Origin of the sequence: Ensifer adhaerens, assembly GCF_028993555.1 — a bacterium.
GTDB lineage: Bacteria > Pseudomonadota > Alphaproteobacteria > Rhizobiales > Rhizobiaceae > Ensifer > Ensifer adhaerens_I.
In genome coordinates this window covers 121,276-134,120 of the sequence record NZ_CP118610.1, presented here as the reverse complement: position 1 = coordinate 134,120, position 12,845 = coordinate 121,276, and the positions used below count along the sequence as shown (strand labels likewise).

The window sequence follows — 12,845 nt, the reverse complement described above, 5'->3', positions numbered from 1 at the left end:
TGTCTCAGGCGTGAGGTATCAGGTTCGGGGCGCATCAAGGGCCAGATTGAGTTCTAGCACATTGACGCGCGGCTCGCCTACGACCCCGAACAGGCGATCCTCCGTCGCCCTGTCGACCAGGGCGGCGACATCCGCTTCGCTCAAGCCCCGCGCCTTGGCCACGCGAGCAACCTGTGCCTGGGCAAAGGCCGGCGTGACATGCGGGTCGAGGCCGGAGCCGGACGCCGTTGCCGCATCCGCGGGAATTTCCCCCGCGACGCCAGCGGCCTTCAGGCGCTCGACGTCGGCTGCGACGCGATCCTTCAGCTTGACCGAAGTGGTGCCAAGGTTGGAGCCACTCGAGGCAGCCGCATTGTAGGCTTCCGGCCCGGTCGCGGATGGGCGTGGCCAGAAATACTTGTCGGCGGTGAAGTTCTGGCCGATCAGCTCGGAGCCGATCAGCGTGCCGTCTTTCTCGATGAGGCTGCCGTTTGCCTGTGCCGGCATCAGCACCTGCGAAATGCCGGTGATGGCGAAGGGATAGGCAAGCCCGGTGATGAGGGTGAGGAGCAATGTCATCACGATGGCGGGGCGAAGTTGGTTCAGCATGGTTACACCAGATTGAGTGCGTTGACGGCGAGGTCGACGAGCTTGATGCCTGCGAAGGGCAGGAGAATGCCGCCGAGGCCGTAGACGAGCAGGTTGCGGCGCAGAAGAGCGGCAGCACCGACCGGCCGATACTTGACGCCCTTCAGCGCCAGCGGGATCAGGGCGACGATGATCAGCGCGTTGAAGATCACCGCCGACAGGATCGCCGATTGCGGCGAGGCAAGGCCCATGACGTTGAGTGCTGAAAGCGCCGGATAGGTGGTGATGAACAGCGCCGGGATGATGGCGAAGTACTTGGCCACGTCGTTGGCGATGGAGAAGGTCGTCAGCGAGCCGCGGGTCATCAACAGCTGCTTGCCGATCTCGACGATCTCGATCAGCTTCGTCGGGCTGGAATCGAGGTCCACCATGTTGGCGGCCTCGCGGGCGGCCTGAGTGCCCGTCTGCATGGCGACGCCGACATCGGCCTGGGCGAGCGCCGGCGCGTCGTTCGTGCCGTCGCCGCACATGGCGATCAGGCGGCCGCCCTGTTGTTCCCGCCGGATATAGGCGAGCTTGTCCTCGGGCGTTGCCTCGGCAAGGAAGTCATCGACACCGGCTTCGGAAGCGATCGCGGCGGCTGTCACCGGGTTGTCGCCGGTGACCATGACGGTGCGGATGCCCATGGCACGAAGGGCCGCGAAACGTTCCTTGATGCCCGGCTTCACCACGTCTTTCAGATGGATGACGCCGAGCAGGCGCGGACCGTCGGCAACGGCAAGCGGCGTGCCGCCGGTGCGCGCCACCTGGTCGACGGCGCGACGGAACTCGTTCGGCACGTTCTCGTCGCGGATGCCGGTAAACTTCAGGATCGAGTCGACGGCACCCTTGCGCAGTCGGCGGCCAGCGAAGTCGACGCCCGAAAGGCGCGTTTCTGCAGCGAACGGGATGACCGCATCGATCCGCGTCGTGCCGGCAGCGCTTGCGCCGCCGACGGCAAGCGCCACGACCTCGCCCTTGCCCACTTCCGGGAGCGAAACGTCGGGTGCCTGGCGGCCGAACTCACCAGTCGCGAGCGCTGCGATCGAGCGGCCCTCAGGCGTCTCGTCGGCAAGGCTCGCAAGCAGCGCGGCATCGGCAAGTTCCGCCTCGCTGACACCGGGCACCGGCATGAAGTCGGCAGCCATGCGGTTGCCGAAGGTGATCGTGCCTGTCTTGTCGAGCAGCAGCGTATCGACGTCGCCGGCAGCCTCGACGGCACGGCCGGAGGTGGCAATGACGTTGAAGCGGACCAGGCGGTCCATGCCGGCGATGCCGATTGCCGAGAGCAGGCCACCGATGGTCGTCGGAATCAGCGTCACGAGCAGTGCCGCAAGCACGGTGACGGAGAGCTCCGTGCCGGAATAGCCGGCCAGGCCCCACAGCGTGACGACGGCGACGAGGAAGATCAGCGTCAACCCAGAGAGCAGGATCGACAGTGCAATCTCGTTCGGGGTCTTCTGGCGCTGCGCGCCCTCGATCAGTGCGATCATCCGGTCGACGAAGGTATTGCCGGGCGCAACACCGATGCGAACCTTGATCCAGTCGGACAGCACCTGCGTGCCGCCGGTGACGGCCGAGCGGTCGCCGCCGGATTCACGAATGACAGGAGCCGATTCACCGGTAATGGCGCTTTCGTTGACGGAAGCGACACCCTCGACGACGTCGCCGTCACCGGGGATCAGTTCGCCTGCTTCGACCAGAACGACGTCGCCGACCTTCAGCGAGGTCGCCGGGATCGTCTGGGTTTCGCGCCCCTCGGCCGATACGAGCTTGCGTGCCGTCAGTTCGGATTTGGTGCGACGCAGACTGTCGGCCTGCGCCTTGCCGCGGCCTTCGGCGACCGCTTCGGCGAAGGTGGCAAAGAGCACCGTGAACCACAGCCAGGCGGCGATCTGCCCGGAGAAGAGCGGGCTGCCGGTGTCGGTAGCGATGTCGCGGACAAAGAACACCGTGACCACGGCCGCAACCACCTCGGTGACGAAGATCACCGGATTGCGGACCAGCTGGCGCGGGTCGAGCTTGACGAAGGCCGCCTTGATCGCCGGCAGGAGGATGGCCGGGTCCAGAAGACTGGGAGCGACTGGTTTGGAAGACATGGTGTCGAGTTCCTTTAGAAGGTCTGACCGGCAAGCATCGAGAAATGCTCGACGATGGGACCAAGAGCGAGCGCCGGGAAGAACTGCAGCCCGCCGAGAATGAGGATGATGCCGACGAGCAGGCCGACGAAGAGCGGCGTATCGGTCGGGAACGTGCCCTTGGAGGCCGGAACGCGGGTCTTGACCGCAATCGAGCCGGCGATCGCCATGACCGGAATGGCGTAGGCGAAGCGGCCGAGCAGCATGGCGAGACCCAGCGTGGTGTTGTACCAGGGCGTGTTGCCGGTGAGACCACCGAAGGCCGAACCGTTGTTGCCGGCAGCCGAGGTGAAGGCATAGAGGATTTCCGACAGGCCGTGCGGGCCGGCGGTGCCAACGCTGGCGACCGCAAAGGGCAGCATGGCGGAGACGGCGGCAAAGCCGAGGATCGTCACCGGCAGGATGAGGACCGCAAACATCGCGTATTTCATCTCTCGGCTTTCGATCTTCTTGCCGAGCAATTCCGGCGTGCGTCCGACCATGAGGCCGGCGACGAAGACGGCGAGGATCGCAAAGACCACCATGCCGTAAAGACCGGAGCCGACGCCGCCGGGCAGAACTTCGCCGAGCTGCATCAGGAACATCGGCACGAGTCCGCCAAGGCCTGTCAGCGAGCCGTGCATGCCGTTGACGCCGCCGTCCGAGAGACCCGTCGTGACCGCGGCATAGAGCGCCGTCATCGCTTGACCGAAGCGGACTTCCTTGCCCTCCATGTTGCCCTGGGCAGCATCGAGGCCGAGTGCGGTCAGGATCGGGTTACCCTGCGCTTCCGCCCAGTAGACGACCGCGACGCCCGCAATCAGAAGGATCGCGGTGACGGCGATGAAGGCCCAGCCCTGACGACGATTACCGACCATCTGGCCGAAGGTGTAGACGAGGGCTGCCGAGATCGACAGCATCGAGAAGATGTTGAGGTAGTTGGAAAACGCCGTCGGGTTTTCGAACGGATGGGCGGCGTTGACGTTGAAGAAGCCGCCACCATTGGTGCCGAGCTGCTTGATCGCCTCCTGGCTTGCGACCGGACCGAGCGAGATCGTCTGCTTGGCGCCCTCGAGCGTGGTTGCTGTGAGGTCGGCATGGAAGGTCTGCGGCAGACCGCTCCAGACCATGGCGAGCGCCATGACGACGGCGATCGGCAAGAGCACATAGAGCGTCGAACGGGTGAGATCGACCCAGAAGTTGCCGACGGTCGACGCGTTCGAGCGGGCGAAGGCCCGGGTCACGGCAAGCGCCATGGCAATGCCGGTCGCAGCCGATACGAAGTTGTGCACCGTCAGCCCGGCCATCTGGCTGAAATGGCTGAGCGTCGTTTCGCCGCCGTAGTTCTGCCAGTTGGTGTTGGTGACGAAGCTGACCGCCGTGTTGAAGGCGAGGTCAGACGGCATGCCGGCAAAACCCTGCGGGTTCATCGGCAGATAGGCCTGCAGCCTCAGGATCGCATAGAGCGAGGCAAAGCCAGCAAGGCTGAAGGCGAGCATCGACATCGTATAGGCGAGCCAGCCCTGCTCCTTCTTCGGATCGACGCCGGCTGCGAGGTAGAGGCCGTTCTCGACGGGACCGAGGATGGGCGAAAAGACGTTGCGTTCACCGGAGAAGACCCGCGCCATGTAAAGCCCTAGCGGCTTGATGACGATCAGGACGGCGATGAAGAGGAGGCTGATCTGCAGCCACCCGATGATAGACATGAGGATTTCTCCGCTGGATCACAACGACTTTGGGCCGCGTCGGCCCAGAGTCGCTGTGACCTCTTCTGGTTGGCTAGAGCGTCAGAAGCGTTCAGGGCGAACGAGGGTGACGACGAGATAGGCCGCAAGGACGACGGCGACGGCGAGACCGATCAGGGCTTCGAACATGGCGCCGTCTCCTAGAGGTGGCTCAGCGCGCACGCATACAGCGCAAACACGACAAAGCCGCCGATGCCGGCGGCAAGGAAAAGAACATCGGACATGCAAATTCTCCGGACTGTTGAGGTCCGGATCTTGAGCCCGTAGCGGGTCAATTATCGATTGCGATGGTTGGGAGGGCGCATAAGGAAAAGATAAAGGCGCCCGTTGAGGCCCTCGCGGGAAATTCGCGAAGGTGCTCCCGATCTGAAACTAAACAAGAAATCTGGCCGCTTCTCTGTTTCAAGAAACGATGCAGGGTCGATGCGGCCGCCCTTTGGCGGCCGCGGCCAAACCTATGGCTCAGCCCTTGATGATGTGGTTGACGGTCGTTTCGGTGGGGGCGGTGACTTCGCGCATCCACTCACGCCAGATGGCAACCAGCAGCGCCATCAGCACCGGGCCGACGAAGAGGCCGAGGAAGCCCATGGTCTTCACGCCGCCGACGAGGCCGAAGAAGGTGGGCAGGAAGGGGAGCTTGATCGGCCCGCCGACGAGGCGCGGCCGCAGGGTCTTGTCGACAATGAAGAGTTCGGTCGTGCCCCAGGCAAACAGCGCGATGCCATGGACCGGCGAGCCGCTGGCAACGAGATAGACCGAGACGAGCGTGAAGCAGAGCGGCGCGCCGCCCGGAATAAGGGCCATCAGGCCGGTGATGATACCGAGGGTGACCGGCGACGGAACGCCGGCCAGCCAATAGGCGACGCCAAGCACGATGCCTTCGCCGATGGCGATAATGCCCATTCCGGTCACCGTCGAGCTGATCGTCAACGGCACGACCCGCGACAGCCGCTCCCAGCGCATGGGGAAGATGCGTTCGCCAAGGCGGTCGAGCTGGCCGGAGAAGGACTGGCCGTCACGGTAGACGAAGAACAGCGTGATCAGCATGAAAAGCAGCGTCAGGAAGGCGTGGAACGTCGATGCCCCAACGACCAGAACGCCGCGATAGATGTTGCCGATGTTGGAGCCGCTGACGAGTTGCACGAGTTCGCCAAGCGCACCCGGATGGCCGACATGCTTTACCCATTGTTCGCCGAGCCACGTGCCCGCAATTGGAATGCCGGTCAGCCAGGCGGGCACGACGGCACCGTTGGCATTGGTCTCGACCGCCCACACGACCCAGTCGCGCACTTCATCGACCGCATAGACGGCGGCAATCGAGATCGGCACGACGATGAAGGAGATGACGCTGATGATGGCGATGGTCGCGGCAAGGGTACGGTTGCCGTTCACGGCGGCAAGCAGCCGGCGATAGATCGGCCAGCTGGCAAAACCGATGACAACGGCGGCCAGAACCGGGACCACGAAACCATGGAAGAAATAGACACCGGCCAAGAGAACGAAGACCAGCATCCAGCGGGCAGCGGTCATGGGGCCGACAAGGGCATGGCGCGAAATGGCTGTGTGCCCGAGGAGCCGTGGCTCCACGGCGAAATTCTCTCGTTCGCGATTGCCCAATTGCACCAATGATCCTCCGTCTTCCGACGAGCTTACAACAAACCCGCGGTCTTGCCAGCCTACCTGACGCCGCGCGCCGCCCCTTTGCCCCTGCTTTACGGTAGTTTCAGGGCCATAGCGACGCTAACGGCGGGACATGACAGAAAAATTTAGGAAGGTGCAAGTTCCCCCGGCCTTCTTTCGGTAAAGCCGGTCATTCCGCCGCAGGTTTTGCAGCCAGGCGGGCGGGTTGAGCGCGATCGACAAAGACGGATGCGAGGAAGATACCGAAGCCGGCAACGCCGAGAACGGCGCCGACGAGACCGGTGGAGGTCCAGCCATAGCCGGCGGCAATCGAGGCACCGCCGAGCCAGGCGCCAAGCGCGTTGGCGAGATTGAAAGCGGAATGGCTGAGCGCCGCCGCCAGCGTCTGTGCCTCGCCGGCGACATCCATCAGCCGCGTCTGCACGCCCGGCACGACGGCGAAACCGCCGCCGATGAAGAGCACGTTGACGATCGCGATCCACGGATTGCCCATGGTGAAGTAGAAGAGCACGTAGGCGAAAATGTTGAAGACGATGGCGATGCCGATCGCCGGCAGCAACGCCCAATCGGCAAGCCGGGCACCGACGATATTGCCGAGGATCATGCCGGCGCCGAAGACCGACAGCATGATCGGCACGTTGGCAAGCGATACACCCGCGACCTCGGTCAGCGCCGGGGTAATGTAGCTGAAGACGGCGAACATGCCGCCGCAGCCGATGGCGCAGATGCCGAGCATCAGCCAGACCTGCAGCTTGCCAAGCGCGCCCAGCTCACGAAGCGGCGTCGCCTTCGGATTGCCCTTGTCGCGCGGCACATGGACGAAGGTCAGCGCCACGGTCAAAAAACTGATGCCGCCGACGATGGCGAAAGCGGAACGCCAGCCGAGCGCCTGCCCGAACCACGCGACGAGCGGCGTGCCGAAGAGGGTGGCGATGGTCAAGCCCATCATCACCCGGCCAACGGCACGGGCCCGCTGGTTCGGCGCAGCGAGACCGGCGGCCACCAGGGCCGCGACGCCAAAATAGGCACCATGCGGCAGGCCGGCGAAGAAGCGCGCGGCGATCAGCGTGTAGAAATCCGGCGCGATCGCGCTCGCGAAATTGCCGACGGCAAAAATCAGCATCAGCGCGAGAAGCACGCGGAAGCGGGAGAAGCGGGCGGCAAGCACAGCGATCAAGGGCGCGCCGACGACGACGCCGAGCGCATAGGCGCTGATCACGGCCCCTGCCCGCGGCACCGAAACGGCAACATCCTCGGCGACCTGCGGCAAAAGACCCATGATCGCGAACTCGCCGGTGCCGATGCCAAAGCCGCCGACGGCGAGCGCCACTTCGGCAGCGGACACACGGGCACGGCGCGGCTCGACGGCGGAGGAGTAAGCTTCGTCACACATGAGCAATGGCCTGCGTCGTCCGGACCGAGTGGACCGGAGAATAAACTGGGGAATATGTCGGCGGATGTTGGATCGGACCAACAGGGATATGCTGCAATGCAATACAGTGTTTTACCTTGGCAGGCAAAGCTTTTGCGGCTCTCGTCATACTTTTTCGAGGGCGCAGTCCGCGCCTGTTAACCGTAAGCTCAGTTGACGTTTACGTCAAAGTTATATAATCCCGAATCTCAGCTTGAAGAGGTGTCTCAAAAGCATCATCTTCATCGGCATGAGGAGATCGGGAGGGGTTTTCTCAGGCCGCGAGCAGGCCAGCCTGTGGCGACCAGAGGGAGAGAGGTCATGGTGGAAGTCAGCGCACAACAAACGGGTACCAGCCCAGGCAAGATCTGGCTGAAATCCTATCCACCCGGCATAGCAGCCGAAATCGGCCCCCTGCCCTACAGATCGATCGGCGAATTTTTCGATCACGCCGTCGCCCGCTATTCGACCCGCCCAGCCTTCACCTGCATGGGCAAGACGCTGACCTTTGCCGACCTCAACGCCGAATCCGCCAGGATCGGTGCCTGGCTGCAGTCGATCGGGCTCTCCAAGGGCGACCGTGTCGCCGTGATGATGCCGAACATCCTGCAGAACCCCGTCATCGTCTACGGCATCTTGAGAGCCGGCTTTACCGTCGTAAACGTCAATCCGCTCTATACGCCGCGCGAGTTGCAGCACCAGCTCGTCGACTCCGGCGCCAAGGCGATCTTCGTTCTCGAGAATTTCGCGCACACGGTGCAGCAGGTGGCAGACAAGACCTCCGTCAAGCACGTCGTCGTCGCCACGATGGGCGACATGCTGGGCCTCAAGGGGGCCATCGTCAATCTGGTGGTCCGTCGCGTCAAGAAGCTGGTTCCTGCCTGGTCGATCCCTGGCCACCTCTCGTTCAGAAACGTGCTGGCCAAGGGCGGACGAGCCAAATTGACGAAGCCGAATGTTGTTCCGAGCGACGTCGCCTTCCTGCAGTATACCGGCGGCACCACGGGGGTTTCGAAGGGCGCGACGCTCACCCATTCGAACCTTTTGACGAACATGGCGCAGATGGAGATCTGGTTCCAGACGGCGTTCCGCTCGCGCGCTCGCCCGGACAACCTCGTCTTCATGTGCGCGCTGCCGCTCTATCACATCTTCGCACTGACGGTGAATTCGCTGATGGGACTTGCGACCGGCGGCAACAACATCCTGATCCCCAATCCGCGCGACATTCCGGGCTTCGTCAAGGAACTCGGCAAGTACAAGACCAACATCTTCCCCGGCCTCAACACGTTGTTCAACGCATTGATGAACAATGCCGAGTTCCAGAAGCTCGACTTCTCGTCGCTGATGCTGACCTTCGGCGGCGGCATGGCGATCCAGCGCCCGGTTGCCGAACGCTGGAAGCAGATGACCGGGTGCTCGATCGCCGAAGGCTACGGCCTGTCGGAGACGTCGCCGGTGGCAACGGCCAACATCCTCGACGCCACCGAGTTCACTGGCACGATCGGCATGCCGATCCCCTCCACCGACGTCGAGATCCGCGACGATCTGGGCAACACGCTGGCGATCGGCGAAGTTGGCGAGATCTGCATTCGCGGCCCGCAGGTGATGTCGGGCTACTGGCAGCGGCCGGATGAAACCGCCAAGGCGATCTCGCCCGACGGCTTCTTCCGCTCGGGCGACATCGGCTTCATGAACGCGGACGGCCTGGTCAAGATCGTCGACCGCAAGAAGGACATGATCCTGGTATCGGGCTTCAACGTCTTCCCGAACGAGATCGAGGAAGTGGCGATGACCCATCCGGGCATTCTCGAATGCGCGGCGATCGGCGTTCCGGATGAGCATTCCGGCGAGGCGGTGAAACTCTTCGTGGTCAAGAAGGATCCGGCGCTGACGGAGGACGACGTGAAACGCCACTGCGCCGCCAACCTCACCAACTACAAGCGCCCGCGCTATGTCGAATTCCGCACCGAACTGCCGAAGACCAACGTCGGCAAGATCCTGCGCAAGGACCTGCGCGGGTAAACTACTCCAAAATTCAAACGATTTAAAAAATCCTGAAAACCGCCACTTCGGCGGTTTTGCGGGCTTGATTTGAACGGCCTAAAGCGAATAGCTACGCAGGCGATTGTCCGACACCCTGTCCGACCAAGGAGCCCTGCGATGAAAGCGCTTGTCGACCAACTCAAAGCAACCGCCTCTGAGACCAACGCAACCGATATCCGCGCCGCCTTCGCCAGCGATGCCGAGCGCTTCAAGCGCTTCAGCACCACGCTCGGCGACCTACTGCTCGACTATTCGAAATGCGCCGTCAACGACAGGGTGATTGATGGGCTCGAAGCACTCGCCAAGGCCGCCAAGGTCGAGGAGAAGCGGGACGCCATGTTCCGCGGCGACATCATCAACATCACCGAAGAGCGCGCCGTCCTGCATACGGCGCTGCGCAACCGCGGCAACAAGCCCGTGCTCGTCGACGGCAAGGACGTGATGCCCGACGTCAACGGCGTTCTTACTGCCATGGGCGCCTTTGCCGACGGCATCCGCTCGGGCGCGCTGAAGGGTGCCACCGGCAAGAAGATCACCGATGTCATCAATATCGGCATCGGCGGCTCCGATCTCGGCCCGGTCATGGCGACGCTGGCGCTTGCGCCCTTCCATGACGGCCCGCGGCTTCATTTCGTCTCCAACATCGACGGCGCCCATATCGCCGACACGCTGAAGCTCGTCGATCCGGAAACTTCGCTCTTCATCATCGCCTCGAAGACCTTCACGACGATCGAGACGATGACCAATGCGGCGACCGCCCGCGCCTTCATCGCCGGCAAGCTCGGCGAGGCTGCCGTTGGTCACCACTTCGCTGCCGTCTCGACCGCGCTCGACAAGGTCGCCGCCTTCGGCATCGATCCGGCGCGCGTCTTCGGCTTCTGGGATTGGGTTGGCGGCCGCTACTCGATCTGGTCGGCGATCGGCCTGCCGCTGATGATTGCCGTCGGCAAGGAGAATTTCGGCCGCTTCCTCGATGGTGGCCACGCCATCGACGAGCATTTCCGCACGGCCCCGATCCGCCAGAACATTCCCGTTCTGCTCGGCCTCCTCGGCTTCTACCATCGCAATGTGCTCGGCTATCCGTCGCGCGCGATCCTGCCCTATGACCAGCGCCTGTCGCGCTTCCCTGCCTATCTGCAGCAGCTCGACATGGAATCGAACGGCAAGGCGGTGACGCTCGACAGCACACCCGTCGAGTACTCGACCGGCCCGGTCGTCTGGGGCGAGCCCGGCACCAACGGCCAGCACGCCTTCTACCAGCTGATCCACCAGGGCACGGATATCATTCCGGCCGAGTTCATGATCGCGGCCAACGGCCACGAAAAGAACCTGCGCCACCAGCATGAACTCTTGATCGCCAACTGCCTGGCGCAGTCCGAAGCGCTGATGAAGGGCCGCACGCTCGCCGAGGCCAAGGCGCAGCTGACCGCCAAGGGCATGGCAGACGCCAAGGCGGACAAAATCGCCCCGCACCGCGTCTTCACCGGCAACCGCCCGTCGCTGACGATCGTCTACGATCAGCTCGATCCCTTCGCGCTCGGCCGCCTGATTGCGCTCTACGAGCACCGCGTGTTCGTCGAGGGCGCGCTCTTCAACATCAACTCCTTCGACCAATGGGGCGTCGAGCTCGGCAAGGAGCTGGCAACCGGCCTGTTGCCAGTGGTCGAAGGCAAGGAGAATGCTGCCGGCCACGATTCTTCGACGGCGGGCCTCGTCGCGGCGCTGCGGAAGGCGGCGCGCTAGGAAGCCGTTGCAAGCGGCTGCGTCCAGAACAGCGCCGCTACAAGATCAGGCCGGAGGCGTAACCACGCCTCCGGCCTTGTCATAGGGGGCAAGCAGGCAGCGCCATCGCCCCCGCCGGCTTCAACACCTGCATCAGATCCAGATCTGACAGCACCGGGAAATAGTCCGTGTCCGGCGCCATCTGCATCCAGGCATTGACCGTGACCTTGCGCCCAGCCGGAAAATCGCCACGCCAGCAGCCGCCCGAGAAATTGACCGACAGGCTGCCGCGGCTATTGGGTTTCCCTCCTTTCGCCAGTGCGACTTTCGCCTGCAGCATGCGCAAACGCGCCGCATCCGTCTCGGCGAGAGCCAGAACGTAGAGCGTCTCACCCGAGGAGACGTGACTTCCAAGGGCGGAGGCCGACACGCCACCTGCTTCAATGTCGAGCGCGTAGTTCTGGCTCTCCGCCGGCGCATCACCTTCGCGCCAGGAAAGTCCCAGTGTGGCGTCGCCCCGCTTGAGGACCAACTCCTTCGGCACCATGAGCGCCACACGCAGATCCGCCGGATCGGTCTTCGAGGGATCGAGCTTCGACAATTTGTCGATCGAGCCTGCGTTCAGGGCAGCACAGGCGGCAAGCGCATTCAACAGCAGGAAAAGAAAAGGGTTTTTGAGAAATCGAAGAGGCACGACACGTCACCAAAATCACAATTGACGAGAAAAACTTATTGTCTTACGATAAAAATACAAGTCAAACGATAAAGGATTTTTTATGACCGACACCACCGAGAGGCTGCGCAAGCTCAGCCGCTTCATGAAGCTCATGGTCGTGTTGAGCGGAGTGTTGTTCTGCTCGGCGGTCGTTTATGGGCATTGGCAGATTTTCTTTGACCGGCAGGGCTTCGAGCAGAGCATTCGCGACGTCGTCTTTCCCCGGCTGGAAACGATCACCCTCTCCTACCGCGCCATCGCCACGGTCGTTTTCCTGACCGCCATCAACAACGCGCTCGTTCTTGCCGGTCTGGCCTTTGCCTGGCAGCTTTTCGATGGCTTCCAGCGTGGCGAGATCCTCTCCGGCCGCAATGGCGTGTTGCTCCGACGTGTGGGACTGACTGCGTTTGCCGGCGCACTGTGCATGACGATCAGCAACGGCATCGGCATCCTTGCCGTCACCTACGACAATCCCGGCGCCAGCGGACGCTCGGTGGTCGTCGACATCAATGGCGGCACCATCGTCGTTCTGCTGATGGCGGGCCTCGTCGTCGGCCTCGGCCATGTCATGGTTATCGCGTCGGGGGTCGACGCGGAGAACAGGAGCTTCGTCTAGGGGATGCCGATTATCGTCAACCTCGACGTCATGCTGGCGAAACGGAAAGTCCGCTCACGCGATCTCGCCGAGCAGGTAGGCATCACTGAGCAGAACATCTCGCTGCTGAAATCGGGAAAGGTAAAAGGCGTGCGCTTCGACACGCTGGAGAAAATCTGCGCCGTGCTGGAATGCCAGCCGGGCGATATTCTCGAATATCGCCCGGATCCAGAAGACGGTTAGATGAGGC

11 protein-coding genes are annotated in these 12,845 nt (G+C 63.0%); 4 read left to right on the top strand and 7 right to left on the bottom strand.

Features of this window, described 5'->3' with window-relative positions:
- Nucleotides 1-18: 18 nt before the first annotated feature.
- The 6 genes from kdpC to PWG15_RS00600 all read right to left on the bottom strand — a co-directional run bounded on the left by kdpC (nucleotide 19) and on the right by PWG15_RS00600 (nucleotide 7,502).
- On the bottom strand, nucleotides 19-588 hold the full coding sequence (gene kdpC / locus PWG15_RS00625) for a potassium-transporting ATPase subunit KdpC (RefSeq protein WP_275022579.1): 570 nt from the start codon (nucleotides 586-588) through the stop codon (nucleotides 19-21).
- A gap of 2 nt (nucleotides 589-590) precedes the next feature.
- On the bottom strand, nucleotides 591-2,705 hold the full coding sequence (gene kdpB, locus PWG15_RS00620; RefSeq protein ID WP_275022578.1) for a potassium-transporting ATPase subunit KdpB: 2,115 nt from the start codon (nucleotides 2,703-2,705) through the stop codon (nucleotides 591-593).
- Nucleotides 2,706-2,719: 14 nt separating this feature from the next.
- Nucleotides 2,720-4,429 (bottom strand): potassium-transporting ATPase subunit KdpA, encoded by a 1,710-nt coding sequence (kdpA, locus tag PWG15_RS00615; RefSeq protein WP_275022577.1) that lies wholly within the window; start codon nucleotides 4,427-4,429, stop codon nucleotides 2,720-2,722.
- A gap of 81 nt (nucleotides 4,430-4,510) precedes the next feature.
- On the bottom strand, nucleotides 4,511-4,630 hold the full coding sequence (gene kdpF, locus PWG15_RS00610; RefSeq protein WP_275022575.1) for a K(+)-transporting ATPase subunit F: 120 nt from the start codon (nucleotides 4,628-4,630) through the stop codon (nucleotides 4,511-4,513).
- A gap of 300 nt (nucleotides 4,631-4,930) precedes the next feature.
- Nucleotides 4,931-6,091, bottom strand: coding sequence for an AI-2E family transporter (locus tag PWG15_RS00605; protein WP_275022574.1), 1,161 nt, complete (start codon nucleotides 6,089-6,091; stop codon nucleotides 4,931-4,933).
- Between the two features lie 187 nt (nucleotides 6,092-6,278).
- Nucleotides 6,279-7,502: an MFS transporter gene (locus PWG15_RS00600; RefSeq protein WP_275022573.1), complete on the bottom strand. Its 1,224-nt coding sequence runs from the start codon at nucleotides 7,500-7,502 to the stop codon at nucleotides 6,279-6,281.
- 339 nt (nucleotides 7,503-7,841) lie between these two features.
- Between PWG15_RS00600 and PWG15_RS00595 the strand changes: the two genes are divergently transcribed.
- Both PWG15_RS00595 and pgi read left to right on the top strand, forming a co-directional pair.
- Entirely contained in the window at nucleotides 7,842-9,542 is a 1,701-nt protein-coding gene (locus tag PWG15_RS00595; RefSeq protein ID WP_275022572.1) for a long-chain fatty acid--CoA ligase, read from the top strand.
- A gap of 138 nt (nucleotides 9,543-9,680) precedes the next feature.
- Complete coding sequence (gene pgi / locus PWG15_RS00590; RefSeq protein WP_275022571.1) at nucleotides 9,681-11,306, top strand: glucose-6-phosphate isomerase; 1,626 nt, start codon at nucleotides 9,681-9,683, stop codon at nucleotides 11,304-11,306.
- Between the two features lie 79 nt (nucleotides 11,307-11,385).
- On the opposite strand, the gene PWG15_RS00585 is transcribed toward pgi, so the two are convergent.
- Nucleotides 11,386-11,979, bottom strand: coding sequence for a hypothetical protein (locus PWG15_RS00585; protein WP_275022570.1), 594 nt, complete (start codon nucleotides 11,977-11,979; stop codon nucleotides 11,386-11,388).
- A gap of 82 nt (nucleotides 11,980-12,061) precedes the next feature.
- On the opposite strand from PWG15_RS00585, the gene PWG15_RS00580 reads away from it, so the two are divergent.
- Entirely contained in the window at nucleotides 12,062-12,616 is a 555-nt protein-coding gene (locus PWG15_RS00580) for a DUF2975 domain-containing protein (protein ID WP_275022569.1), read from the top strand.
- A gap of 3 nt (nucleotides 12,617-12,619) precedes the next feature.
- Nucleotides 12,620-12,838, top strand: a complete 219-nt coding sequence (locus tag PWG15_RS00575; RefSeq protein WP_275022568.1) for a helix-turn-helix domain-containing protein — start codon at nucleotides 12,620-12,622, stop codon at nucleotides 12,836-12,838.
- Nucleotides 12,839-12,845: the final 7 nt, after the last annotated feature.